Source organism: Streptomyces sp. NPDC098101, assembly GCF_044760185.1.
Lineage (GTDB): Bacteria > Actinomycetota > Actinomycetes > Streptomycetales > Streptomycetaceae > Streptomyces.
This window is the reverse complement of sequence record NZ_JBIWAS010000001.1, coordinates 1,213,749-1,236,965: the sequence shown is the minus strand read 5'-3', so window position 1 is coordinate 1,236,965 and position 23,217 is coordinate 1,213,749. Positions and strand designations below refer to the sequence as shown.

Genomic DNA, 23,217 nt, shown 5'->3' with positions numbered 1-23,217 from the left:
GGAACTCCTTGTGGTTCTCTCGTGGATCTCTAAAGGGGGATCAGACGGTGGTGGGGGCGGGGGAGGTCGCGGCCGTGCCGGCCTCGGGCGCCTCGCCCTTCGCGGCCTTGGACTTCCGGGGCAGCGCGTAGACGGAGATGGCGAGGCCGAGGGCGCTGAGCACCGCGCCGGCCAGTCCGGTCCAGCGCAGCGCGCCCGCCGCGACGATGACGCCTCCGACGGCCGAGCCCATGGCGGTGGCCAGCTGGAAGGCGCCCACGTTGACGGAGACGGCCAGCGTCGGGGCCTCCTGGGCGTGCCGCAGGATCAGGCCCTGGAGGGGGGCGATGGTCGCGGTGGCCAGCAGGCCGAGCAGCAGGACGGCGAGGACGGCGGTCGGCTTCCACGTCACGGCGAAGGGGGTGCAGGCGAGCAGCAGGGCCAGTGCGGCGAAGACGCCGCGCAGGGTGGCCGCCGGGGCCCGGTCGGTGAGCCGTCCCGCGATGATGTTGCCGAGGAAGCTGCCCGCGCCGTAGGCGAGCAGCAGCACGGAGACGACGAACGCGGCGAAGCCGGTGACCTCGGTGAGCAGGGGCGCGATGTAGGTGAAGACGGTGGCGACGCCGGCGAAGCCGACCGCGGTGGTGGCGATCGCGAGCAGCACCGGGCGCTGCGCCATGACCCGGATCTCGGCGCGGGCGCCGGCCGACTCGGCGGCCTGGCGCGGCAGGACGGCCGCGAGGAGCGCGGTGCCGAGCAGCGTCAGGACGGTGAGGACGACGAAGGGCGTGCGCCAGTTGGTCCGCTCGCCGAGCAGCGCGCCGAGCGGGACGCCGAGGAGGGTCGCCACGGTCAGGCCCGAGACGACGGCGGCGGTCGCCCGACCCACCTTCTCCGCCGGGACGACCTTGCTGGCGACCACCAGGGAGAGGGCGAAGAACGCCGCGTGGCTGAAGGACGACAGGACGCGGCCGAGCAGCAGCACCTCGTACGAACCGGCGAACGCGCTGACCGCGCTGCCCACCGCGAAGAGCAGCATCAGCGAGAGCGCGAGGCCCTTGCGGGGCATCCGCGCGGTCAGCAGGGTCACCACGGGGCCGCCGACGACCACGCCGAGGCCGTACGCGGTGACGGTCTGTCCTGCGGCCCCCACCGAGACCCCGAGGTCTCCGGCCACCTGGGGAAGGAGGCCGGCGATGAGGTACTCGGAGGTTCCGACCACGAAGACGGAGACGCACAGCGCGGTGAGGATCACGGAGCTTTTTCTCATGGGGAGACGTTAAAGTCTGACATCAGTGTGAGAGTCAAGCGAGCGAGGAGGCCGATTCATGCGCATGGGAGAGATGGCGCGTCAGACGGGCGTGAGCGAGCGCCTGTTGCGCTACTACGAGGAGCAGGGCCTGCTCAGCCCCACCCGGTTGCCCAACGGCTACCGCGTCTACTGCGAGAAGGACGTCGAGACGGTGCGGCGCGTGCGCACGCTGCTCACCGCGGGGCTGACGACGGAGACGATCGCGCGGGTGCTCCCCTGCGTCCGCACGGAGAACGAGGAGCTCGTGCCGGTGTGCCCGGACCTGGTGGCCCAGCTGCGCCAGGAGCGGGAGCGGATCACCCGGGCCATCGACGAGCTGCGGTCCTCGCGGGGCATCCTGGACCGGGTCATCGACGCGCAGCCGCGGCGGGCGGCGCTCCAGTCGGCCTGAACCGCCGCCCCGGAGGCGTACCTCCCGCGTGACCCCGTGCGCGTCCGCGCGTGCGGGGTCACCAGCCGCCGGGGGCCGTACGGCGGATCTCGGGCAGCGCGGCGTCCAGCACGGCGGGGAACCAGGCCGAGAAGGGCGCCCGGGCGCGCAGGTCCGCCAGCCCGGCGGCGTCGACGAGGGCCGTCTCGTGGACCTCGGCCGGATCGGGCGCGGGAGTCCCGGTGAGGGCGCCGACGAAGAGGTGGTTGTACTCGTGCTCCACGAGCCCCGAGGCCTCGTCGCCGTACCGGTAGAGGACGGTTCCGGCCGGCCGGAGCCCGTCCGGCCGGACTCCGAGTTCCTCGGCGGTGCGGCGGGCGGCCGCCTCCGCCGGGTCCTCCCCGGGGTGGGGGTGGCCGCAGCAGCTGTTGGACCACACGCCCGCCCAGTGGTACTTGGTCAGGGCCCGGCGCTGAAGCAGGAGCCGGCCGTCCGGGGCGAGCAGGAACACGGAGAAGGCCCGGTGGAGCGTGCCGGGGAAGGCGTGGGCGCTCAGCTTCTCCGCGCTGCCGGTGGTCTCTCCGTCCGGGGTCACCAGCTCCAGCATGACGGGGGCGGGGGCCGTGGCGGTGCTCACGCGTCCACCGGGACGACGCCCACGGTGACGGTGTTGCCCTCGCTGATGTAGCCGTGCGGCCGGCGCAGCGGGTGGGAGGCCCCGTCCGGGTCGAGGAAGGGCTCCCAGTCGCCGGGGAACCCCGCGTCGACCGCCTGCCGGGCGATGCTGGCGCACGCGCGCGTGTAGAAGCCGAGGGCCGCCGGTTCCAGCGGGGCGTGGTGCTCGATCAGCATCGTCTGCTGCCGGACCGACGCCAGCCCCGCCCCGTCGAACGCTCCGTGCAGCCGGCGGGTGCGCAGCAGTTGGCGCGCGTAGCCGGGGGTGCGGGCGGCGTGCCGGAAGAAGTCCGTGAACAGGAAGGGGTCCCCCGGGCGCACGGTGATGAGCGAGGCGTCCAGGTCCTTGACGGCCACGACCCCTCCCGGCCTGACGACGCGGCGGAACTCCCCCAGCGCGCGGGCGAGTTCGTCGTCGTCGAGGTACTGGGTGGTGTTGGCGCACCAGACGGCGTCGAAGGTGTCGTCCGCGTAGGGGAGGTCGAGCACGTCGCCCTGGCGGACGTCGAAGGCGCGGAAGGAGCGGTTCGCGCGCATCCGTTCGGCGGCGAGCGCCGCGTTCTCCTCGGCGAGGTCGATCGCGGACACCCGGCCGTCGGGGCCGACCAGGTCGGACAGCCAGGGCAGGAAGGCGCCGCTGCCGCAGCCCGCGTCGAGGACGTGCCAGCCGGAGCGGACGCCCACCTGGTCCAGGGCCGCCTGGTACTGCGGCGCGCACGCGGCGAAGTGCGCGTCGATGATCTCCTCGTGGGTGAAGCCGAGGCCGGTCGATGCCGTGTGCCCCCAGGCCGCGTGGTCCTTCGTCAGCATGTGTCCTCCCGGTTCCGGCCCGCCGTGGCGGCGGTGGTGGCGTCGTCGAGCAGTGCGGTGAGGAGGCCGGTGACCCGGTCCGGTGCCTCCAGCGGCTGGAGGTGGCCCGCGTCCGGCACGGTGACGAGCCGTCCGCGCGGCAGGGCGTCGCACGTGCTCGCCGCCTCCCGCGCGCCGACGAGTTCGTCCTCCGCCCCGGTGACGACGAGGGCGGGCACGTCGGTGGCGCGCAGGACGGACGTGGAGTCCGGTCGTGCCGCGATGGCGCGCTGGGCCCAGGCCACTGCCTCGGGCGCGGCCGCCGTCGCCATCGCCAGGACCTCTTCCACCAGGTCGGGGCGGCGGGCCCGGGTGCCGGAGCCGAGGAGCGAGGGGGTGGTGCGGCCCACCACCTGGTCGCGGAGCGTCCCGTCGAGCATCAGGTCGGCGAACCTGCGGCGTTCGGCCGCCGTCTCCGGCGTGTCCGCGGCGGCCCTGGTGGCGAACAGGGCGAGGGCGCGGACCCGGCCGGGGTGGCGGCGCAGGAAGGCCATCGCCGTGTAGCCGCCCATCGAGCACCCGGCGAGCGCCACCTCCCGGATGCCGTGCTCGTCGAGGAGGGCGGCGAGGTCGTCGGCCACGGTGTCGAGCGAGGGCGGTTCGGTGCCCAGCGGGACGGTGCCGAAGCCGCGCTGGTCGGGCGTCAGGACGGTGTGGCCCCGGGCGCGCAGCGCCTCGGCCTGGGTCCGCCACATGGCGGAGCCGAGGGGCAGGGCGTGCAGCAGGACGACGGGGAGGGCGCCGGGCCGTGCGGGGGTCATCGCCGGGCCCGCCGTTCGGCGTCGGCGAGGAGGGCGGCGGCGTTCGGCGGGAGTTCCGCGTCGCGCAGCCGGGCCAGGGCGACCGGGGCGGGCGGCAGGTCGTGGACGGGCACGGCCCTGATGTGGGGCGGCAGCACCGCTTCGAGCGACGCGAACGACACGTGGACGGCCCGCGTGGTGGCGAGGACCTCGACCATGCCCTCCACCGTGGTCATCGGGTGGACGCGGCGGATCGGGGTGCCGCGGGGGGTGTACGGCGGCACCACCAGGTCCCAGACGTACGGGGGGAAGTCCCCGGGGCAGGAGAAGGAGTCGTAGGGGGCGGCCTCCTCGATCGAGACCGAGGCGCGGTCCGCGAGGGGGTGGCCGGCGCCGACGATCAGCGCGCGGCCGTCGTGGGCCACCGGGTCGCCGACGGCGATGTCCGGCTCCTGGAGGACGTACTTGACGATCATGGCGTCCACGGCGCCCTCCCGCAGCGGGCGGAACGGTTCGGCCACGTCGTAGGGGACGAACTCCACCTCCTCCGGGCGGTGGCCGGCGGCCGTGATGATGCGGGTGGCGAGGTGCGGGGCGCCGTGGATGCCGAGGCGGACGGGGCGCGCGGCGGTCCGGGGGCCGGGCCCGTCGAGCGTGGCGGTGGGCGGGGTGTCGGGCATGGTCAGCTCTCCTCGGTCAGTCCGGCGTAGGCGCGGAGTCCGCTGGGGGCGTGGGGGTCGGCGTCGACGCGCAGGGCGGCGAACGGGACGGTCGTTCCGGTCAGTCGGGGGACGGGGCGCAGGGTCAGCCGGTCGCCGGGGGCGATCAGCCCGTCCAGGACCGCCTCGACGACGAGGTGGTTCAGCTGCACCAGCAGCTCGGAGACGGTGACCCGGGCCGTGGCGACGTACAGGTCGCGGTGGACGGGCGGGCGGACCGTGCCGTCCGGGGCCGGCACCTCGACGGTCACGGGGGGCCACGCGGAGAGCTCCCGGGTGCCGCTGAACGTCTTGAGGATGCGGCGCAGGGAGGTGGTGGCCGCGCCGGGGGCGGGCCCGCACCAGGCGACGGAGCCGTCCTCGGCCACGTGGTCGAAGGCGAACCGCTCGGTGAGGTTGCCCGGCCGGCCGGCGAGGAAGACGGTGCGGGTGAAGGCCCGCCGCCACGGCTCGGCGCGCTCCCCCGGTACGGACAGCGCGAAGCGGCAGGTCTCGGCCACCCATTCGGGGAGGCGGAAGCGGTCCACGACGACGACGGCCAGGACGTCTCCGGCGGGGTCGTCCTCCTCGGCGGCCAGGGCGGCCCGGGCGTCCAGGAGGCCGGGGAGGGCGGTCAGGTCGAAGCGCGCGGCCAGGTCGGGCCGGGCGTCGCGCAGCCGTCCGGCGGCGACGGCGAGCAGCCGTTCGGGGCCGAGCCGGTCGGTCCGGGTGCGGAGCGGGTTCCCGGACCGCGCTCCGGGCCCGCCGTGCGTACGCAGGGCGCGGAGGGAGTGGAGGGTGCTGAGGTTCATGGCGACACCGTGGTGAGCAGGGAGCGGGCCGGGGCCGGACCGCGCCGGTTCAGCAGGGACGAGGTGAGCCGGTAGGGGTCGACGTGGGTGTGTCCGCGCCGGTGCCGCCGGAGCAGTGCCGACAGGCCGTCGGGGTCCGCGTCCGGTTCCCGCCCGGCCCGGTCGAGGAGCTGCTCGGCGCGGGCCACGCTCTTGCGCAGCAGGTCGTGCCGGAAGGACTCCTGCTGCCCCGGTCCGAGGGTGGCGATGAAGTACAGCCTCATGCCGAGCCGGAGCGCCGCGGGGTCGGCGTCGGCGAGGGAGCGAAGCAGGGCGTCCACGGTGTGGTCGTGCCAGCCGCCGTGCCGGGCGGAGGTGATCGTCCCGTCGATGGGCACCCGGCCGATGGGCACCCGGTGCACGGTGGGGCCCTTGTGGGCCAGGACGCGTTCCAGGAGCCGGTAGTCGGGGTCGAGTTCCCGGTCGTACAGGACGACGACCTCGTCGTACCGGGGGGCGAGCGGCAGGAGTTCGCGCAGGGCGCAGGCGAGGTAGTTGGGGCGTCCGTCGGCGGTGACGATCCGCCGCAGGGGCAGGCCGTACCGGGTGGCGTCGAGGTACACCGGGCCGCCCACGTCCCGCTGGTCGATGGCCAGCCCGTCCGCGAGCAGGTCCCCGATCATCTCCTCCAGGCCGAATTCCGGGGGCTGGTGCGCGAGCAGTCCGGGGTCGTGCAGACCGAGCCGCTCGTAGTGCCCGGCCCACAGCCGCAGGACGCGTGCGCCGGCCGGGTGGACGAAGCCGTCGCTCTCGACGGCCTCCCGGTAGGGGCGCAGGTCGTCGGCGGTGACGGTCCGCTCCTCGGCGCGGTGGCGGACGTACAGCTCTCCGATGTCCGTCTCGGAGAGGTTCGCGTAGTCGGCGTCTCCCACGGCCCGGTCGAGGAACTCCCAGAATCCCAGGGTCTGTTCGGTGGGGTGGTACGTGGTGTGGCTGTAGCGGAAGGTGACGTCGGCGGACGGCTTCGTGGCCCGGTGCATCACGTCCGCCCAGAGCAGCCCCTTGAGGTGGCTGGGCGTCAGCGGCTTGGACGGGGTGACCGTGACCGGGGCCAGCAGTACCCTGCGGCGGGCGCCGGCCGGGCGCTCGCCGGCCGGCCGTCCGGCGGCGAGGGGTTCACCGGCCGCCCGGACGGCGGTCGTTCGCGTGGCGGCCATCAGGTGCGCTCCCCCGGGCTCAGGGCGGCCAGCAGCTCCGCGCGGGTCGGGGGCCGGAGTCCGGCCGGGACGGCGGCGCCGTCGGCGCGGGCGAGGCGCACCCGCTCCCTGAAGGCGGCCGAGTCGAAGACCTCCGCCGGCGTGTTCAGGCCCATCAGGACGCGGGTCAGCCCCCGCCACACCGCGGTGTCCCCGGCGGCGGCCCCGGCGATCTCGGCCAGGGCGGGGCGGCCGGGCGCGGCGGGCGGCACCGGCGGGGGCGGAGCGCCCTCGACGCGGGACCGCCACAGCCGGGCGCGCGCCCGGCTGTCGTGGACGGCCTGCTCGAACCAGGGACGGTGGACGTCCTCGGCGAGCCGTACGGCCCGCTCGCTCTGCTCCGCTCCCGGCTCCGGGTGCGCCCGGAGCAGCTCCGCCAGCGCGAAGGCGTGCTGGAGGGCGAGCGACATGCCTCGGCCGTACAGCGGGTCGGTGACGCAGGCGGCGTCCCCCACGGGGAACAGGCCGGCCACCCGCCACCGCCCTGGGCGGGCGGTGGAGCGCAGGACGTTGGGGGGCATGGTGATGGCCCGTACGCCCGTCAGCGGGGTCACGAGCCGCTCGTCCGTCCACGGCGCCACGTGGGGCGACAGCCGGGCGGCGGCGGTGAAGCCGGTGGTGGTGCGCAGGAGGTTCGTCGCCGGGTCGGCCGTCGGCGCCCCGACGGCGATCGCGAAGGTGCGGTTGTCGGCGAGGTGGACGACGGCGGCGTAGTGGTCCCAGATGCCGCCGGCGGCGTTGCCCCGGTTCAGCGGTCCGGGCAGCGCGTCGCCGGGCGCGTCCAGCCGGTAGAAGCGGGTGAAGCCGCGCAGCTCGGTGGGGGCCGTCAGGTCTTCGCCCACCGGCGTCCCGGCGTCCGTCAGCCAGGAGAGGGAGGCGGCCCGGCGGCCCGTGGCGTCCACCACGAACCGGGCGGGCAGCCGCTCGCCGAGGTCGGTCACGACGCCCGTGACGCGGGACCGGGACGGGTCGAGGAGCAGGCCGCGCACCGTCGTCCCGTGGTCGAGGGTGACGCCCGGCAGGTCGCGCACCGCGCGGTACAGCAGCAGTTCGAGGAACGTACGGCGTACGGCGAGGGCCACGAGGTCGTCGTCGCCCGGCTCGCGCGGCCCGGCGGGCGCCGCCTCCGTGAGGTCCAGGAGCCGCGCGCCTTCGGCCAGGGCGCTCTCCAGGAGCCGGGGGGCGTGCGCGCGCAGGACGCGGACCCCGAGCGAGGTGAGGATGTGCGAGTGGACGCTCTGCGGGGTGGTGGGGCGCTCCCAGAGTTCGGCGGCCTTGGCCGGCGGGCCCTCCGGGGGCGGGTCGGACCGCTCCAGGACCCGGACCGGGACGCCGCGTTCGGCGAGGGCCAGGGCGGTGGCGAGTCCCGCGATGCTGCCGCCCGCGACGATCGCGGGAGCGGTGGGGGTCTCCGGAGCGGTCAACGCCGCCGCCCGTGGACGAAGAAGACCCGGCGCACGTCCTTGACGTCGCGCGGCGGCACCGGGTCGGGCCAGCGCCCGAAGTCGGCGCCGGGCTCGCCGGGCTGGACGGCGGTGACGTCGAATCCGTACCGGTCGAAGAGCGCCTCGGGCTCGTCGCTGCCGAAGAGCCAGGGGCAGCCCCAGCCCGCGAAGACGTCGAGCAGCCCGCGCATGTGGGGCAGCGTCAGCGCGGCCGCGTTGACGAGGTCGGCCGCGACGCGGCTGCCGGGCGCGGAGACGGCGGCCACGCGCTCCAGCATCCGGTGCGTGTCGGCTTCCGGGATGTAGTAGAGCAGTCCTTCGAGCAGCCAGGTGGACGGCAGCGCGGGGTCGTACCCGCTGTCCACGAGCCGGCTCTCCCAGTCGTCGTCGGTGAGGTCGACGGCCACGGAGCGGTGTGCCACGCGGGGGGCGACGCCCCGGAGCCGGTCGGCCTTGAACTCCAGGACGGCGGGCCGGTCGACCTCGAAGTAGCGGATGTGGGCGGGCCATTCCATCCGGTAGGCGCGGGAGTCCATGCCGGAGGGCGCGAGGACGATCTGCGTCATCTCCGGGTCCTGCGCGGCACCGTGCAGGAAGTCGTCGAAGAAGCGGGTGCGGATGGCGTTGTAGTCCGGGGTGCTGGGCAGCGAGCGGGGCCGGTCGGCCGGGAACGTCGCGGCCCGCACCTCGGCCAGCAGCTCGGGTCCGGCGTCGCCGCAGAGGCGGGCGGCGTACGGGTCCTCGTAGAGGCGGTCCTCCCGCCGGGTCTCGGCGGACCGGAGCGCCGCGGTGAGCAGGGCTGTCCGCTCCACCGGGTTGAGCAGTTCGGTCATCGGGGCTCTCCTCGGGCGTGCGTGTGGGCGTGGGTGTGGGGCGTGTTCGGGGTGGGGGGCGCGGGCGGGGCCGTCCCCGGCCGCCGGGCGGCGCGCCGGGGACGGCTCGCGGGGTCCGGCCGTCAGGCGGTGCCCGTCAGCCGGCGCCAGAGGGTGGTGTCCTGGCGGAACAGGCGGTCCTTGACCTGGGTGGGGCGGATGCCGGTGGCCACCGCGGCGTGCCAGTCCCGCTGGAAGGCGTCCCGGTCGAGGAGGCGGAGCGCCGGGGCCGCCAGGCGGCGGTCGGTGCGGGCCCTGGCGTAGTCGGCGGACTCCCGCGTCAGGGCCTCGTCCAGGAGGGTGGTGAAGCGGCCCGCCTCGGCGTCCTGCCAGGGGGTGGCCGGGGAGACGGCGAAGACGTAGTGCGGTGCGCTCGCCCCGGAGGTGCGCTCGGTCCGGCAGGCGACGTTGACGAGGTCGAGGCCGGTGGCGTCCAGGGCGGCGCGCAGGGCCCGTACGACCTGGGACTCGCGCAGCCGCTCCCCGGCCGCGTCGGACCGGTTGGCGCGGCCCGCGTAGGAGACCCGGGGGACGCCGCCGGGCATGTCCACGACCCGTACGACGTCGCCCACGGCGTACCGGTAGAGGCCGCCGACGTGGCTGAAGAGCACGTGGTACTCGCGTCCCGCCTCCAGTTCGTGCGGCAGCAGCGTCTCGACGTCGGGCGTGAGGTCGGCGTCGGCGTCCACGAACTCGTACGCGGAGGCGGTGACCACCAGGCTGCCCGCCGAGCCGTGCCGGTCCAGCGGCACCCCGACCGGTCCCTCGGACGCCGCGACCGGGGCCGGCAGCGCCGCGACCCCGGCGCCGAAGCGGTGGCGCAGGGTCGGCAGGTAGAGGGAGGCGACGCCGGTCGTCCAGCCGAACAGGGCCCGGATCCTCGGCCACACCTGGGCCGGGGAGAGGGTTCCGAAGTAGTCGGCCAGCCGTTCCAGTTCGGCGGCGCGAGCCGGGTCCGGGTCGCCGTGCGGCACGCCGCCCAGCGTCCCGTCGCGGACCTCCTTGACGATCCGCTCCCCCCACAGGCCGAGCTGGTACGGCACGGCCGCGATCATCGCCGGGTTGATGCCGATCAGACAGCGCACGTCGCTCTGGACGGCGAGCCTCAGCCGCAGGTAGGCCTTCTCCAGGTGGTCGTCGGGGGCGACGTCCACGGGGAGGGTGCCCCAGGGCGCGGCGGTGCCCAGCTCGGCCGAGAGCGGCTCGCCGAACTTCGCGCCGAAGTCCACCTGGCTGGCGCCGACGTGGGGCCGGCCGCCGGACGTGGTGGGCGGGGCGGCCAGCGGGTCGTGCTTGAGGTTGAGGACGGCGTCGGGCCGGTGCGCGACGTCGGGGTGGTTCTCGACGAGCGGGGCCCAGGCCGCGTAGTAGAAGGGGAAGAACGTGGTGCGCATGAACCGCGGGGTGACCGGGATCTTCTTGTGGGCGCCGGTGCTTCCGCTGCTGGTGAAGTAGACGACCGGCTGGTCGGCCGAGAGGAGGTTCGGCTCGCCGGCCGCCATCCGCTCGATGAGCGGGGCGTGGGCGGCGTAGTCCTGTACGGGGACGGCCTTGCGGAAGTCGTCGATGTCGCGTATCCGGCCGAAGTCGTGCCGCTTGCCGAACTCGGTGCCGGAGTTGAAGTCGAGCAGGTCGGTGAGGACGTCGTGCTGTCGTCCCCGCATGTCGCCGAGGGCGGCGGCGAGCCGGGCGCGTTCGGCGAAGACCCGCTCGCGGTAGCGCCCGGCGTGCCCGGGGGCCGCCCAGCCGGTCGCGTCGCCCGTCCCGGCGGGCACGGTGTCCGCGGTCACGGGGCGATCACCTCCACCACGGCGTCGGCGGCCCTGGCCGCGCTCGGCTGTTCCTCGATGATCGTCACGGGCACGTCCCGCACCTCTTCCAGCATCAGTTTGCGAAGGCTCGTCTGGTAGCTCTCGAAGCCCAGCCACTCGGGGCGCTCGCCGAAGTACTCCAGCGGGTTGAGCCGCGCGCCGTCGCCCGAGCGCCGCCAGGCGGAGGCGGGCGAGACGTCGAGGTAGACGACCGCGCGGGGCTTCGGGAAGGAGCGCCACCAGGCGTACATGGGGTTGCTCCGCATCCCCGCCAGCCGGCACTTCGCGAGGATCTTGTAGTAGTAGGAGTCCATGAGCAGCGGTCCGCCGTCCTCGTGCCGCTCCAGTTCGTCCCTGAGGTGGACCACGGCGGTCTGCAGGACGCTGGCCAGGAAGTCGGCGGAGTAGCGGGTGCCGAGGTGCGGCAGGACGTCCTCGACGACGTGCCGGCGCAGCGCGCCGACGAGGTCGTGGCCAGGGTCGAGGAGGTCGTGGTCGGTGGAGAGGATCCGCCAGCCGGGCAGCCGGGCGGCGACCTCGGCCATGACCGAGGACTTGCCCGCGCCGTCCGGGCCGAGCAGGACGTGGAACGGCCGGTGGGCGTCAGTCACGGACGGCCTCCCCGTCCGCTCCGGCGGGCGCCCCTCCGGTCACCTCGACGACCGCGCAGGTCCAGACGAACCCGGCGCCCACGCCGACCAGGAGGACCCGGTCGCCCGTGTCGATCCGGCCGGTCTCCAGCAGGTGGCTCAGGCCCGCGAACTGGTCGCCGGGGCCGAGGTGCCCGATCCCGAGCCCGTACTCCAGGAGCGTGCGCTCCTCGGGGACGCCGAGCGGGCCGATGCACTGCTTGTGCGCCAGGTCGGCCCCGAAGAAGGGCACCACCACGGCCGCCATGTCGGCGACGTCGCACTCCGCGTCCTCCGTGCAGCGCTTGACCGCCGTGAGCATCCCCGCCTCGTTGCGGGCGATGGTCTCGGCGAGCGGCGTGCCCTCCAGGAAGACCCGCTTGCGCGCCACCAGGTCGAGCGGCGCCGCCGGATCGGCGGGCGGGTGGTGGAGGTCGTCGCCCCGGTGCAGGCCTTCGAGGGAGGGCTCGGAGTGGGTGGCGGTGGCCACGAGCCGCAGCCGGCCCGGGGTCCGCGAGAGCACCGCGGCGGTGCCCGCGTCGCCGAAGACCAGCCCCCGGTCCGCCGTCCACCGGGGGAAGCGCGGTTCGGCGAACCGGTCCGCGGTGGTGAGCAGTGCGGCGGTGACCTCCGGCACGGCGCTCAGGTGGGCCGCGGCCAGTTCGAGCGCGGCCATGCCGCCGTTGGACATCTGGCGCAGTTCGAAGGCCATGGCCTCGCCGTGGCCGAGCGCCCCGTGCTGGACGTAGGAGGCGGTGTTGGCGAAGCTGATGCCCTGGTCGAAGCATCCGGCGTGGATGAGCAGGCCGACGTCCCGCGGGTTCCGGCCCGCCCGGTCGAGCGCCAGCCGGGCCGCGTCGACCGCCAGGTCGGGGGCGGGGCGGTCGCTGACGCGGGCCGCCCGCTGCCGGGTGCGGGCGGCCTCCTCGGCGCTGAAGCGCCCTTCGGCGACCGCCCGCGCGCTGTCGACCGGTTCGCCGAGCACGGCGGCCACCGCGTCGATGTACATCCCTGACCAGCGCATGTCTTCCCCTCCGTTGCTTGTTCCGTGCGGTGGTGGTGGGTGCGGGCGCGGGGCGGGCGGCGGGGTCGCGTCCCGCGCCCGCCCCGCGCGCCGGCGGATCAGGCCGCGTCGAGCACCCGGAGGGTCCCGGCGTCCGGGCCGGACCAGTCGGGGACCTCGTCCACCGTGACCACCGCGGTGGTCCAGCTGAAGCCGACGCCGACGCCGACGACGAGCACCTGGTCGCCCCGGCGGAGCTGCCCCGACTCCAGGAGGTACGTCAGTCCGGCGAACTGGTCGCCGCCGCCGATGTGGCAGGTGTGCCGGCCCCAGTCCCACACCGTGCGGTTCACGTCGATCTTGTACGGGGCGAGGAACTCCCATTCGAGGAGCTCCCGGCCGACGTTGGGGACGATGACCCGGGCGATCTGGTCCATGGACGTGTCGGCCTCGGCGAAGGTCCGCTCCGTGTTGGCCAGGAGGCCCTTCACGAGCCGTTCGACGACGAAGTCGTGGCCGACCCGCTTCATGTAGCGGCGCTTGCGCCCGCGCAGGTCCAGGGGCTTGCCGTCGGCGTGGGGCACCGGGGTGAAGCCGCGGTCGACGTCGCGGTAGGCGTCCTCCAGCTCCGGGTCGGAGGTGGAGTTGCTGGCCACGAGCCGGGCGAAGCCGGCGCCGCGGTTCAGGACGAGCGCGGTCGCGCCGTCGGCGAAGACCTGGCCGCTGTCGCTGTGCCAGCGGTCGAAGCCGGGCGGGGCGTAGCGGTCGCCCGTGGTGAGGAGGGCCGCGGCGGCGCCGTCGCGGCCGTTCAGCCAGGAGGCGCCCAGTTCCAGGGCGGCCATGCCGCTGTTGGAGGCGTGGTCGACGTGGATGGCGGGTGCCGTGCCCGCGACGGTGTGCCGCTGTACGTAGGAGGCGGGGGTCCAGAAGTCCTCGCCCTGGTGGTACATGCTCGCGTGCAGGACCAGGGCGATGTCGTCGGCCGCGACGGCGCTGCGGGCCATGGCCTGCCGGCCGGCGGCGACGGCCATGTCGACCGCGCCGAGGTCGTCCGACTCCAGCGCGGACACCAGCTGGTTCTCCTCGAACTCGTCGGCCGGGTAGCGGCCTTCGTCCCGCGCCCGCTCCGCGCTCGCGGGAGCGGGGAGGTGGGTGCCGAGTCCGGCGATGTGAATGTCGTCCCAGCGCATGGGGGGCCTTTCTCGTGGTCGCCGCGTGCGGGTGCGCGCACGCGGCGGGTCGGCGGAGGGGGACCGCGTCAGCGGTGGTTCCAGGACGGGCTCGGGCCGAAGCGGCGGGCGCTGGTGTGCTGTTCGTAGGGCATTCCGTCGGGCATGTTGAGGACCTCCATCTGGAGGCCCCACGGGGCGCGGAAGTAGACCCAGCGGTCGCCGTGGATGGGGCCGCCGTCCTCGATGAGCTGCGGCTCGCCGAGCACCTCGACGCCGGGCACGGTGCGCAGCCAGGCAGCGGCGGCTTCGACGTCGTCCACGTAGAAGGCCAGGTGGTGGCCGCCGACGTCGCTGTTGCGCGGCGGCTCGGTGCGCTGGTCGGCGACGGTGTACTGGAAGAGCTCGACGTTGGTGACCGGGCCGAGGCGGACCATGGCGGCGTCGACCTCGATGTCCTGGGGGACGTCGAGCTGGCGGCCGCAGTAGTCGGCCTCGGCGGCGATGTCGACGCGGTAGAGCAGTTCGCCGCCGAGGACGCCGGTGAAGAAGTCGAGGGCCTGGTCGAGGTCGGGCACGGTGTAGCAGACGTGGTCGACGCCGAGGGCGGTGGGCAGGCCGGGGACGGGCAGCGACGGGTCGGCGGCGGGCCGGTAGAGGCGCGCGCCGGTCTCCTTCTCGTAGGGCGGCTCCTCGGCGACCTGCTGGAGCTCCATCTGGAGGCCCCACGGGGCGCGGAAGTAGACCCAGCGGTTGCCCGCGATCGGGCCCTCGGCGATGTGCTGGACGTCGCCCTGCACGACGACGCCCGGCACGTCGCGCAGGTGGGCGACGGCCCGGTCGATGTCGGCCACGCCGATGGCGAGGTGGTGGCCGCCGACGTCGCTGTTGCGCGGCAGCTCGGTGCGCTGCTCCGGGGCGGTGTACTCGAAGAGCTCGATGTTGGTGTCGCCGAGCCGGAGCAGCGCGATCCGGGCGCTGGCGCGCGGGTGGACGGCGAGCTGCCGGGTCATCCAGTCGCCGTCGTCGCGGACCGGGCCGAGGACGTAGAGCTCCTGGGCGCCGAGGACGTCGACGAAGAAGCGGACGGCCTGGTCGAGGTCGGGGACCGTGAAGGCGTGGTGGTCGACGTTCCGCGCGGTGGGGATGCCGGTGGTCCGGAGTTCCGTGGCGGCGGAGGGGGCGGGGTTCACCTGGATGCGTTCCTTACGTTGCTCGGGGAGGGTGCGGGGAGGGCGCGGCCGTGTGTCAGAGCCGGCCGGCGTGGGCGGCGTTGGCCTCCGCCGCGACGAGGCTGAGGCCGCCGTCGACGACGAGCGAGGTGCCGGTGGTGTAGGCGGCCCCGTCCGACACCAGGTGGGCGATGAATGCCGCCACCTCGTGGGGGCCGCCCGGGCGGCCGGCCGGGATGGCGGGCCGTGCGATGGCGGTGGCGGGGTGGCCCGCGGGCACGCCGTTCATGGGGGTGGCGGTCTCGCCGGGGGCCACGGAGTTCACGGTGATGCCGTGCGCGGCGAGTTCCATCGCCATGACCTTGGTCAGCATCCCGAGGCCGCTCTTGGCGACGCAGTAGGTGCTGCCGCCGCTGATCGGGATGTGTTCGTGGACGCTGGTGACGTTGACGATCCGTCCGCCCCTGCCCTGGGCGATCATCGTCCGGGCGGCCTCCTGGGCCAGGGCGAACGGGCTGGTCAGGTTGGTGTCGAGGACGCGGTACCAGGACTCCAGGTCCTCGTCGACCGCGGGCGAACGCCGGTTGATCCCGGCGTTGTTGACCAGGACGTCGATGCCGCCGGCGGCGCGTACGGCGGCGCGCAGCTGTTCTGCGGCGGTGGTGGGCCGGGCCAGGTCGAAGGCGACGGGGGTCGCCTCGACGCCGTGTCCCGCCGCGAGTTCGGCGGCGAGTTCCTTCGCCGCCCGTTCGTTGCCGCCGTACCCGACGATCACGTCGTGGCCTGCGGCGGCCAGCGCGCGGGCGGTCTCCGCGCCGATGCCGGAGCTGGCACCGGTGATGAGGCTGATGGGCCTGGGCATGGGTGTCCTTCGTCCTTGGTGGGTGTACGGGTGCGGGGCCGGGCGGGCGCGGCGCCCTCGCCGGATGTACGGGTACGGGGCGGGGCGCGGCGCCCTCGGTGGGTGTACGGGTGCGGGGGCGGGCCCGGCGTCCTCGCTGGGTGTACGGGTACGGACCGGGGCTCCGCGTCAGGCGGCGTTCCGCGCCGGTGCCGGCAGATCGGCCGGGAAGCCGTCCTCGCCGTCGGCGGTGGCGCTCGGGTCGAGCGCGACCTTGGGCGCGGTGCGCCCGGAGTCCTGGAGCAGCCGGAAGGCCTCGTCCACCTGGTCCAGCCGCAGGACGCCGGCGATCATCCCGTCCGGGGTGAGGGCCCCGTCCCCGAAGAGCTTGAGGACGCGGTCGTACTGGTCGAGCCCGTGCCGGATGCCGTGCACCGTGATCCCCCGCAGGACGAGGTCGCCCAGGTCGACGCCGTCCACGGCCTCCGTCGCGACGCCGACCGCGGCGATCCGGCCGCCGACGCCGGTGGTGCGCAGCGCTTCGTGGAACGCGCTGGTCGCGCCGGACGCCTCGACGACGACGTCGTAGTGGCCGGCCGGGGCCTCGCCGGGCCGGAAGGCGCGGCGCGCGCCCATGCGCAGGGCCGTGGCGAGTCCGGAGTCGTCGACGCCGACGACCTCGACCGATCCGGCCAGTCCCGCCGTGAGCTGGACGGCCAGCAGGCCGATGGTGCCGGTGCCGATGACGAGCGCCCGGTCGCCGGGGGCGCAGCGCACCCGTTGCAGTCCCTCCAGGACGGTGACGGCCGGCTCCACGAGCATCGCCGCCTCGTCCGTGACGTCCTCGGGGACGACGCTGAGGGCGTGGGCGGGCATCCTGAGGTACTGGGCGGCGGCGCCCTGCTGTCCGTAGAGCCCGACCTCGCGCAGCCGTCCGCACTCGTTGCGGCGCCCCCGGTGGCAGGCCCGGCAGTCGCCGCAGCTGATCATGGTGTGGCCGACCACCCGGTCCCCGACGGAGATCCGGTCGTCCGTGGCACCGGTCGCGCCCGGCGCCACCGCGACCACGCGGCCGACCCATTCGTGGCCGAAGACGTGGGGGTACGGGGCGCGGCCGTCCCGCACGTAGCTCGCGGTGCCGTGCAGCAGTTCCAGGTCGGTGCCGCAGAGGCCGACGCGCAGCGGGGCCACGAGCACCTCGCCGGGGGCGGGGTCGGGTATCGGCACCTTGAGGAGCCGGGTGGTGTGCGGGGAGGCCACGGCGGCGGCGTGCATCAGGCCGGCCGGCCAGCCGGCCGGGGTCCGCTCCCGCGTGCTGTCCTGTGTCATGCGGCACGCTCCTGGTGGGGCCCGGGGGCCGGGTTTCCGATCGCGCGCTCGCGCGGGGGGAGTTCGGGCACGCGCGGCGGCAGCGCGGTGTGCGAGGCCTTCGACAGGACGCGCAGGACGAGGAGTTCCGCTCCGTCGGGTCCGGCCTCGACGAGGGCCGCGGTCCCGGCCGGGACGAGCACCACGTCGTCCGCGTCGAGCCGCCGGGCCGTCCCGCCGAGCCGCAGTTCCGCGGTGCCCCGCAGGACGTGGACGGCCTGCTCGACGCCCGGGTCGTCGTGGCGGCCGGTCCGGCCCGGCGGCAGGACCACGTGGTCGAAGGTCTCGCACTCGCTGTGCAACATGCCGCGCCGCGCGAGGCAGCGCCAGGTCGGCGCGGCTGCTCCGGCGGGCCCCAGGGCGCGGGTGGGGGTGCCGGTTCCGGTGACGATCACTCGTCCTCCACGGCGGCCGTGGTGAGGGAGAGCTCGGCGTGGAAGAGGCGCAGCCCGTCCGGTGCGCCGTCGGCGGTGCCGGAGTGGTCCGCGCGGATCCGGGCGGACGTGCCCCGGGGCAGGGTCACCGACACCCCGGGGCCGAGCGGTGCCTCGCTGTCGCCGGAGACGGCGGTGCCGCTGCCGGAGAGGACGAAGACGGTGTGCTCGGTCCCGGTGGCGGCGAGGTCGAGGCTCTCTCCGGCGGCGACGGTCACGGTCTCGATCAGTCGCAGCGGCCCGGTGAGGAAGGTGGTGGGGTCGATGCGCTGCTCGTCGTCGAGCCGGTGGATCCGGGCGTTCACGTCGGCCTCTTCCTCCGTCCGCCGGCGGGGGGCGTCGCCGGACGGGTTCGTGGTGCGGCCCCGGAGGGCGCCGCTGGTGTGCGGGGAGCGGATCTCGGCGACCAGCCAGTCCAGCCGGGTGGTGCCGGTGTTCACCAGGCCGTGGACGGTGCCCAGGCCGGTGAGGATCAGGGAGCCCGCGGACACGGCGTGGGGGGTGCCGTCGAGGTACATCTCCCCTTCGCCGGACAGCAGGAAGTACAGCTCCTCGGTGCGGGTGTGCCGGTGTTCGCCGCTGACGCCGCCGGGCGGGATGCTGGCCCACTCGACGGCCTCCCACTCCCCGGTCAGGTCGTGGCGCCCGGCCAGGCACTTCCAGTGCGAGAGTCCGGCGGCGCCGTGCACGCCGTGCACGTCCGCCGGGGTGGTGACGTCGGCCAGCAGGACGCCCCGCGGCTCCCCGGCGGTCGCCGCGGTGTCCCCGGCGGCCGCCGTGTCGGTGACGGCCGTGGTCATCGGGCGGTCCCCCGCCCGGCGGTCCGGCCCTCGTCCTGGAGGGCGCGCAGGTCCTCGACGGCGGAGGCGAGTTCCAGGGCGGTCACGTCGTTGACGAAGGTGGCCCCGCCGATGCCGACGGGCAGCGGCAGGCGCTGCTGTCCGTCGCGGTGGCGGACGGTGTCCTGGAGGGCGTCGGCGAGGATCTCCCCCGTCAGCAGGTCGTTCCAGCTGGGCAGTCCGAGGGCCCGCATGGTGCCGAGGATCCGGTCCCGGTCGGTCTCGCTCACCATGCCTCGGTGCTGGGCGAGGACGGTGGTGAGGGCCATGTCGACGCAGACGGCCTCGCCGTGCAGCAGTTCGGGCAGGGCGCGCATCTCGACGGTGGGGCTGAAGGTGTGGCCGTAGTCGACGACCCGCTCCAGCTGGGCCTCCCAGAGGTTGGGCTGGAGCTCTTCGAGCATTCCGTGGATGGCGCGGCGCAGGGTTTCGGCCCCGGCCAGTTCGCCGGTGGAGGACAGGCCCTGGAACTTCTCCTCCAGCAGCAGGCCGCCGTGGCGTTCCAGGAGCTGGAAGAGGCCGCCGTCCTTGATCAGCGCGATCTTGAGGATCTCCGCGAGGCCGTTGCTGATGTGCCGCCGGTCGAGGGTGTTGAGGAAGCAGCGGTCGAGGAGCGTCAGGTCGGCCGGGAAGTAGGTGCCCAGACGGTTCTTGTGCCCGTTGAAGTTGACGCCGGTCTTGGCCCCGACGCCGGCGTCCACCAGGCCGATGAGCGTGGTGGGGACCCGGACGAACGGGGTGCCCCGCCGGTAGAGGCTGCTCACCAGGCCGACGATGTCCATGAGGACGCCGCCGCCGATGACGACGACGGGCTCGTGGCGGCGCGCGATGCCGAAGTCGTCGATCTCCCGGATGATGCGCGCCGCGGTGTCGAAGCCCTTGACCGACTCGTCGGCCGGCACCACGCAGATCCGGTGCTCCACCCGGTGGTGGTCGAAGTAGGCGCGGATCCGGTCGCCGTGCAGCAGGTCGACGCGGGCGTCGACGACGACGAAGCGCCGCACGGGGGCGGTGTCCGTGCCCGTGACGCCCCGGGAGCCCGCCTCGACGAGGTCGGTGCTGGAGGGGTCGAGCACGTCGTCGACGAAGCGGATCTCGTAACTGACGGGCTTGGCCGTCCGTACGACCCAGGAGTCGACCTGCTGGCTGAAGGTGAAGAGCCCGGACGGCTCCTGCGCGGCGCCGTCACTGGACCGCGACCCGCTGGCGTGGGACCGCAGAACGTCGGAAGGGGTCATGGGAGCACACCTCGTACGTAGGAAGGGCGGCAGGGGGGGGCGGCGGACGACGGGACCGGCCGGGTCCGGGTGCTCGACGCGCCGCGGCTTCGGGGCACTTCGAGCGTTCGGTTCTCGTGGCGATCGGTCCGCCGCGACAAACACTCATTCACAATGTATGACTTGTCAAGTATTTTGAAATGTATGCGCCGTGCATTACGGTGAGCGCCACCCGTCCCCACCCCGCACCGGCCCGCCGGGCCCTTCTCACATCCCAGGGACCACCATGCCCTTCCCCCTCTTCGCACTGATGCTGTGCGTCTTCGGCGTCGGCACCTCCGAGTACGTCATCGCCGGCATCCTGCCCGGCCTCTCCGGCGACCTCGGGGTCGACATCCCCACCGCCGGACTCCTGGTCACGGCCTACGCGTTGGGCGTCGTCATCGGCGGACCGATCGTCACCATCGCCACCGCGCGCATCGAGCGGAAGACCCTGATGCTGCTGCTCATGGGCGTCTTCATCGCGGGCAACGTGCTCGCCGCGGTCGCCCCCGAGTACTGGGTGGTGGTCGTCGCCCGCGTCGTCGCGGCCCTGGTCCACAGCACGTTCGTCGCCGTGGGCATCATGCTCGCTGTCTCGATGGTCCCCGAGGGCCAGTCGGGCTCGGCGGTGGCCAAGGTGTCGCTCGGGCTCAACCTCGCCACCGTCCTGGGCGTGCCGCTGGGCACCTTCATCGGCGAGAGCCACGGCTGGCGGGCCACCTTCTGGGCCGTCGCCGGCATCACCACGCTGGCCACGCTCCTCGTCGCCGCGGTCGTCCGCCCCGCGCCGGCGACCGGCGGCGGAGCCGCGTCCGAGCTGAAGGTCCTCGGCAACCGGCGCGTCCAGATCGCCATCGCGATGACCGTGCTCGGCAGCGCCGGCTTCGGCACCGTCTTCACCTACATAGCCCCGCTGCTCACCGACGTCACCCACTTCTCCACGGGCGCCGTGACGGTGCTGCTCATCGTGTTCGGCGTGGGGTCCGTCGTCGGCACCGTGCTCGGCGGCAAGCTGGCCGACCGGTCGCTGATGCCCGCCCTGTGCGCGCTGCTCGCGGCGCTGACCGGAATCCTGCTGCTGTTCGGCGCCACGGCGTCGGCGCAGATCGTGACCGCGGTCCTGGTCTTCGTCTTCGGAGCGGCGGCCTTCTCCATCATCCCCGGCCTCCAGACCCGCATCCTGAGCGCCGCGGCCGGTGCGCCCACCCTCGCGCTCGCGGTCAACATCTCCGCCTTCCAGCTCGCCAACGCGGGCGGCTCGTGGCTCGGCGGACGGGTCGTCGACACCGCCGGAGTGCGCTGGACCACCGTCGCCGGCGCCGCGGTCACCGTCCTGGGACTCGTACTCGGCCTGCTGGAGCTCCGCCGCGACCGGCGCGAGCGGAAGGCGGAGGCCACCGAGGCCGCCGGGAGCACCGGCGGTCCCCGTACGGCGACGGTCGGCTGACCCGCCGTGCGACACGTCCACCGCACCGCGCCGGAGCCGCGGACCCGGATCGCCCCGCACCGGACCGGAGGCGCGTCATGACCGGAGAGAACACCGCCTCCCGCCCCCGGCTGACCTCCATCACCGGCGTCCGCTTCTTCGCCGCGTTCCTGGTCTTCCTCTTCCACGTGGCGATCATGAAGCCCTTCGCCGACCAGGACGTCTCCGAGGGCCTGTTCACCGTCTTCAGCAAGACCGGCTGGGTGGGGGTCTCCTTCTTCTTCGTCCTCAGCGGCTTCATCCTGACCTGGTCGGCCCGCCCCTCGGACACGGTCGGCGCCTTCTGGCGCCGCCGCCTGGTCAAGGTGTTCCCCAACCACCTGGTCATGTACGCCGTGACGATGGCGCTGTACGCGGCGGCCGCCGTCACGGGCACGACCGCCGTCCTCAACCTGCTGCTGCTGCAGTCCTGGGTGCCCGAGGAGTCGGTCTACTTCAGCGTCAACAACCCGAGCTGGTCACTGGGTTGCGAACTGGTCTTCTACCTGCTCTTCCCGCTGCTGCACCGCTGGATCGGCAGGATCGGCGCGCGCCGCCTGTGGTGGTGCGCCGGAGCGCTGATCGCGGTGATCATCGCCCTGCCGGCGGTCGTCACCGCGCTCCTTCCGGCCGAACCGAGCATGATGATGCCGGACAAGTCCGGTCCCGCCCTGGGCTTCTGGCTGGTCTACATCTTCCCGCTCACCCGGGTGCTCGACTTCGTCCTGGGCATCGTCATGGCCCGGATCGCCCTGGAGGGCCGCTGGATCGGCATCGGCCCGCTGCCGCTGATCGCGCTCTTCACGCTCTGCTACGCCGGTTCGCTGTACCTGCCGGCGCTGTACGCCCTGAACGCCGCGACGGTCGTGCCCCTGGCCCTGCTCATACCCGCCCTCGCCCACCTCGACGTGGAGGACCGGAAGACGTGGCTGCGCGGCCGGACCCTCACCCTGCTGGGCGAGATCTCGTTCGCCTTCTACCTGGTCCACTGGCCCATTCTGGTCTACGGCCGCCGACTCCTGGGCGAGGAGCGGCAGTTCTCCCTCCCCGTCGGCGCCGCGCTGATCGCGCTGTGCACCGCGCTCGCCCTGGCCCTCGCCTGGCTGCTGTACGTGGGCGTGGAGCGCCCCGCGATGCGCCGCTGGGCGAAGGCGCGCCGCCGCCCGGCTCCCGCCCGTACCGCTTCCGGCGGCACTCCGCCCACCCGCCCGGCCGCCGGGAGGCCCGTCGTGGCCGTCCCCCCGCAGCCCGGCCCGCACGACGACGCCCCCGCACCGCCCGCACCGGCGAGACCCGCCCGCTGAAAGGCCCCACCATGCGATTCGGCATCAACCTCCCCAACTTCGGCTCCGGCACCGACCCGGACACGCTGCGGGGCTGGGCCACGACCGCCGAGCGGCTCGGCTACCACCTCCTGACGGTCTCCGACCACATCGCCCTGACCTCCGACGCCCACAGCCGCTCCCCCGCGCCGTTCTACGACTCGTTCACCACCCTCGCCTGGCTCGCCGGCCAGACCAGCACCATCGAGCTGGGCACCGGGGTCGCCATCGCCCCGCAGCGCCACCCGCTGCAACTGGCCCGCATCAGCGCCTCCCTCGACCAGCTCTCCGGCGGACGGCTCGTGCTGGGCGTCGGGGTCGGCTGGGCGTACCAAGCCTTCCAGGCGCTCGGCGTGCCCTACGAGAAGCGGGGGGCCCTCACCGACGAGTACCTGAGCGCCCTCCGCGTGCTCTGGACCGAGGAGGTCGCGAGCTTCCACGGGCCCACCGTGGACTTCGACGGCGTCCACACCGCGCCCCGCCCGGCCCGCTCGCCCCACCCGCCCGTCTGGGTGGGCGGCAACAGCCGCGCGGCCGTCCGCCGGGCGGCGCGCCACGGCGACGCCTGGCACCCGATGTGGCCGCAGGGCCCCGAACTGGCACCCGCCCTGAAAACCCTGGCGGACGACGCGGCGGCGGCCGGCCGGCCCACTCCGGCCTTCTGCCCGACGATCCCCCTGGCCCTGACCGACAAGCCGGTCCCGAGCCACCTGCGGCGCCTGGGCCAGGGAACCCTGGAACAGCTCCACTCCGACCTGCTCTTCCTGCAGGAGCTGGGCGCCCAGTACGTCGGCCTGAACACCGAACTGGGCGACCACCGACGCCGCCGTCCCGCCAAGGACGACTGGGCGATCTTCGAACACCTGGCGAACACGGTCATCGACACCACCGGAGAATCCCTCCGCTGACCCCGACGCG

General features: G+C 74.5%; 23 protein-coding genes. 4 read left to right on the top strand and 19 right to left on the bottom strand.

The genetic code is table 11. The annotated features are described in order from the left end of the window. Positions 1-40 precede the first annotated feature (40 nt). A complete protein-coding gene (locus tag ACIQVI_RS04995; RefSeq protein WP_403591152.1) occupies positions 41-1,249 on the bottom strand; it encodes an MFS transporter in 1,209 nt (402 codons plus the stop codon). A gap of 58 nt (positions 1,250-1,307) precedes the next feature. Here ACIQVI_RS04995 and ACIQVI_RS04990 point away from each other — a divergent pair, with 58 nt between their 5' ends. Continuing rightward, the gene (locus tag ACIQVI_RS04990; RefSeq protein WP_403591150.1) at positions 1,308-1,682 is read left to right on the top strand and encodes a MerR family transcriptional regulator; all 375 of its coding nucleotides are present in this window, start codon (positions 1,308-1,310) and stop codon (positions 1,680-1,682) included. 58 nt (positions 1,683-1,740) lie between these two features. On the opposite strand, the gene idi is transcribed toward ACIQVI_RS04990, so the two are convergent. The 18 genes from idi to ACIQVI_RS04900 all read right to left on the bottom strand — a co-directional run bounded on the left by idi (position 1,741) and on the right by ACIQVI_RS04900 (position 19,491). Further along, positions 1,741-2,268, bottom strand: coding sequence for an isopentenyl-diphosphate Delta-isomerase (gene idi / locus ACIQVI_RS04985; protein WP_403592264.1), 528 nt, complete (start codon positions 2,266-2,268; stop codon positions 1,741-1,743). 26 nt (positions 2,269-2,294) lie between these two features. Further along, complete coding sequence (locus ACIQVI_RS04980; RefSeq protein WP_403591147.1) at positions 2,295-3,146, bottom strand: class I SAM-dependent methyltransferase; 852 nt, start codon at positions 3,144-3,146, stop codon at positions 2,295-2,297. Beyond that, on the bottom strand, positions 3,140-3,946 hold the full coding sequence (locus tag ACIQVI_RS04975) for an alpha/beta fold hydrolase (protein ID WP_403591144.1): 807 nt from the start codon (positions 3,944-3,946) through the stop codon (positions 3,140-3,142). Before ACIQVI_RS04975 ends, ACIQVI_RS04980 begins: the two co-directional genes overlap by 7 nt. Continuing rightward, positions 3,943-4,605 (bottom strand): LysR family transcriptional regulator substrate-binding protein, encoded by a 663-nt coding sequence (locus ACIQVI_RS04970; protein ID WP_351973661.1) that lies wholly within the window; start codon positions 4,603-4,605, stop codon positions 3,943-3,945. The genes ACIQVI_RS04975 and ACIQVI_RS04970 overlap by 4 nt, the downstream gene beginning before the upstream one ends. A gap of 2 nt (positions 4,606-4,607) precedes the next feature. After that, on the bottom strand, positions 4,608-5,435 hold the full coding sequence (locus ACIQVI_RS04965; protein ID WP_403591140.1) for a DUF6182 family protein: 828 nt from the start codon (positions 5,433-5,435) through the stop codon (positions 4,608-4,610). Further along, entirely contained in the window at positions 5,432-6,631 is a 1,200-nt protein-coding gene (locus ACIQVI_RS04960; RefSeq protein WP_403591137.1) for a hypothetical protein, read from the bottom strand. Before ACIQVI_RS04960 ends, ACIQVI_RS04965 begins: the two co-directional genes overlap by 4 nt. After that, complete coding sequence (locus tag ACIQVI_RS04955) at positions 6,631-8,094, bottom strand: FAD-dependent oxidoreductase (RefSeq protein WP_403591134.1); 1,464 nt, start codon at positions 8,092-8,094, stop codon at positions 6,631-6,633. Before ACIQVI_RS04955 ends, ACIQVI_RS04960 begins: the two co-directional genes overlap by 1 nt. After that, entirely contained in the window at positions 8,091-8,948 is an 858-nt protein-coding gene (locus ACIQVI_RS04950) for an SAM-dependent methyltransferase (RefSeq protein ID WP_403591132.1), read from the bottom strand. Before ACIQVI_RS04950 ends, ACIQVI_RS04955 begins: the two co-directional genes overlap by 4 nt. A gap of 122 nt (positions 8,949-9,070) precedes the next feature. Continuing rightward, positions 9,071-10,651, bottom strand: coding sequence for a GH3 auxin-responsive promoter family protein (locus tag ACIQVI_RS04945; protein ID WP_351973875.1), 1,581 nt, complete (start codon positions 10,649-10,651; stop codon positions 9,071-9,073). A 122-nt stretch (positions 10,652-10,773) separates the two neighbouring features. Beyond that, a complete protein-coding gene (locus ACIQVI_RS04940) occupies positions 10,774-11,409 on the bottom strand; it encodes a hypothetical protein (RefSeq protein WP_403591129.1) in 636 nt (211 codons plus the stop codon). Beyond that, positions 11,402-12,451 carry a ketoacyl-ACP synthase III family protein gene (locus ACIQVI_RS04935; protein ID WP_403591126.1) on the bottom strand — a complete coding sequence of 350 codons (1,050 nt, stop codon included), beginning with the start codon at positions 12,449-12,451 and terminating at the stop codon, positions 11,402-11,404. The genes ACIQVI_RS04940 and ACIQVI_RS04935 overlap by 8 nt, the downstream gene beginning before the upstream one ends. Positions 12,452-12,549: 98 nt before the next feature. Further along, positions 12,550-13,620, bottom strand: a complete 1,071-nt coding sequence (locus ACIQVI_RS04930; RefSeq protein WP_402445524.1) for a ketoacyl-ACP synthase III family protein — start codon at positions 13,618-13,620, stop codon at positions 12,550-12,552. Positions 13,621-13,688: 68 nt separating this feature from the next. Then, complete coding sequence (locus tag ACIQVI_RS04925; RefSeq protein ID WP_351973078.1) at positions 13,689-14,792, bottom strand: VOC family protein; 1,104 nt, start codon at positions 14,790-14,792, stop codon at positions 13,689-13,691. Positions 14,793-14,847: 55 nt separating this feature from the next. Beyond that, entirely contained in the window at positions 14,848-15,633 is a 786-nt protein-coding gene (locus ACIQVI_RS04920; protein ID WP_403591121.1) for an SDR family oxidoreductase, read from the bottom strand. A 168-nt stretch (positions 15,634-15,801) separates the two neighbouring features. Next, positions 15,802-16,941 carry a zinc-binding dehydrogenase gene (locus ACIQVI_RS04915; RefSeq protein WP_403591118.1) on the bottom strand — a complete coding sequence of 380 codons (1,140 nt, stop codon included), beginning with the start codon at positions 16,939-16,941 and terminating at the stop codon, positions 15,802-15,804. Then, positions 16,938-17,375 carry a cupin domain-containing protein gene (locus ACIQVI_RS04910; RefSeq protein ID WP_351973075.1) on the bottom strand — a complete coding sequence of 146 codons (438 nt, stop codon included), beginning with the start codon at positions 17,373-17,375 and terminating at the stop codon, positions 16,938-16,940. Before ACIQVI_RS04910 ends, ACIQVI_RS04915 begins: the two co-directional genes overlap by 4 nt. Further along, positions 17,372-18,214: a cupin domain-containing protein gene (locus ACIQVI_RS04905; RefSeq protein WP_403591115.1), complete on the bottom strand. Its 843-nt coding sequence runs from the start codon at positions 18,212-18,214 to the stop codon at positions 17,372-17,374. Before ACIQVI_RS04905 ends, ACIQVI_RS04910 begins: the two co-directional genes overlap by 4 nt. Continuing rightward, positions 18,211-19,491: a sedoheptulose 7-phosphate cyclase gene (locus ACIQVI_RS04900; RefSeq protein WP_351973073.1), complete on the bottom strand. Its 1,281-nt coding sequence runs from the start codon at positions 19,489-19,491 to the stop codon at positions 18,211-18,213. Before ACIQVI_RS04900 ends, ACIQVI_RS04905 begins: the two co-directional genes overlap by 4 nt. A 265-nt stretch (positions 19,492-19,756) precedes the next feature. Here ACIQVI_RS04900 and ACIQVI_RS04895 point away from each other — a divergent pair, with 265 nt between their 5' ends. From ACIQVI_RS04895 to ACIQVI_RS04885, 3 genes are all read left to right on the top strand, one after another. Next, positions 19,757-20,959: an MFS transporter gene (locus tag ACIQVI_RS04895; protein WP_403591110.1), complete on the top strand. Its 1,203-nt coding sequence runs from the start codon at positions 19,757-19,759 to the stop codon at positions 20,957-20,959. A 77-nt stretch (positions 20,960-21,036) separates the two neighbouring features. Beyond that, complete coding sequence (locus ACIQVI_RS04890; protein WP_403591108.1) at positions 21,037-22,281, top strand: acyltransferase family protein; 1,245 nt, start codon at positions 21,037-21,039, stop codon at positions 22,279-22,281. A gap of 11 nt (positions 22,282-22,292) precedes the next feature. Continuing rightward, positions 22,293-23,207, top strand: a complete 915-nt coding sequence (locus ACIQVI_RS04885) for a TIGR03619 family F420-dependent LLM class oxidoreductase (protein ID WP_351973070.1) — start codon at positions 22,293-22,295, stop codon at positions 23,205-23,207. The last annotated feature ends 10 nt before the right edge of the window (positions 23,208-23,217 follow it).

What these genes read in the sequence shown, in the direction of transcription:
- ACIQVI_RS04980 (WP_403591147.1), bottom strand. Translation starts at nt 3,146, where the DNA reads ATGCTGACGAAGGACCACGCGGCCTGGGGGCACACGGCATCGACCGGC.
- ACIQVI_RS04945 (WP_351973875.1), bottom strand. Translation starts at nt 10,651, where the DNA reads ATGCGGGGACGACAGCACGACGTCCTCACCGACCTGCTCGACTTCAAC.
- ACIQVI_RS04950 (WP_403591132.1), bottom strand. Translation starts at nt 8,948, where the DNA reads ATGACCGAACTGCTCAACCCGGTGGAGCGGACAGCCCTGCTCACCGCG.
- ACIQVI_RS04895 (WP_403591110.1), top strand. Translation starts at nt 19,757, where the DNA reads ATGCCCTTCCCCCTCTTCGCACTGATGCTGTGCGTCTTCGGCGTCGGC.
- ACIQVI_RS04935 (WP_403591126.1), bottom strand. Translation starts at nt 12,451, where the DNA reads ATGCGCTGGTCAGGGATGTACATCGACGCGGTGGCCGCCGTGCTCGGC.
- ACIQVI_RS04890 (WP_403591108.1), top strand. Translation starts at nt 21,037, where the DNA reads ATGACCGGAGAGAACACCGCCTCCCGCCCCCGGCTGACCTCCATCACC.
- ACIQVI_RS04960 (WP_403591137.1), bottom strand. Translation starts at nt 6,631, where the DNA reads ATGGCCGCCACGCGAACGACCGCCGTCCGGGCGGCCGGTGAACCCCTC.
- ACIQVI_RS04995 (WP_403591152.1), bottom strand. Translation starts at nt 1,249, where the DNA reads ATGAGAAAAAGCTCCGTGATCCTCACCGCGCTGTGCGTCTCCGTCTTC.
- ACIQVI_RS04975 (WP_403591144.1), bottom strand. Translation starts at nt 3,946, where the DNA reads ATGACCCCCGCACGGCCCGGCGCCCTCCCCGTCGTCCTGCTGCACGCC.
- ACIQVI_RS04915 (WP_403591118.1), bottom strand. Translation starts at nt 16,941, where the DNA reads ATGACACAGGACAGCACGCGGGAGCGGACCCCGGCCGGCTGGCCGGCC.
- ACIQVI_RS04900 (WP_351973073.1), bottom strand. Translation starts at nt 19,491, where the DNA reads ATGACCCCTTCCGACGTTCTGCGGTCCCACGCCAGCGGGTCGCGGTCC.
- ACIQVI_RS04965 (WP_403591140.1), bottom strand. Translation starts at nt 5,435, where the DNA reads ATGAACCTCAGCACCCTCCACTCCCTCCGCGCCCTGCGTACGCACGGC.
- ACIQVI_RS04930 (WP_402445524.1), bottom strand. Translation starts at nt 13,620, where the DNA reads ATGCGCTGGGACGACATTCACATCGCCGGACTCGGCACCCACCTCCCC.
- idi (WP_403592264.1), bottom strand. Translation starts at nt 2,268, where the DNA reads ATGCTGGAGCTGGTGACCCCGGACGGAGAGACCACCGGCAGCGCGGAG.
- ACIQVI_RS04990 (WP_403591150.1), top strand. Translation starts at nt 1,308, where the DNA reads ATGCGCATGGGAGAGATGGCGCGTCAGACGGGCGTGAGCGAGCGCCTG.
- ACIQVI_RS04885 (WP_351973070.1), top strand. Translation starts at nt 22,293, where the DNA reads ATGCGATTCGGCATCAACCTCCCCAACTTCGGCTCCGGCACCGACCCG.
- ACIQVI_RS04905 (WP_403591115.1), bottom strand. Translation starts at nt 18,214, where the DNA reads ATGACCACGGCCGTCACCGACACGGCGGCCGCCGGGGACACCGCGGCG.
- ACIQVI_RS04920 (WP_403591121.1), bottom strand. Translation starts at nt 15,633, where the DNA reads ATGCCCAGGCCCATCAGCCTCATCACCGGTGCCAGCTCCGGCATCGGC.
- ACIQVI_RS04970 (WP_351973661.1), bottom strand. Translation starts at nt 4,605, where the DNA reads ATGCCCGACACCCCGCCCACCGCCACGCTCGACGGGCCCGGCCCCCGG.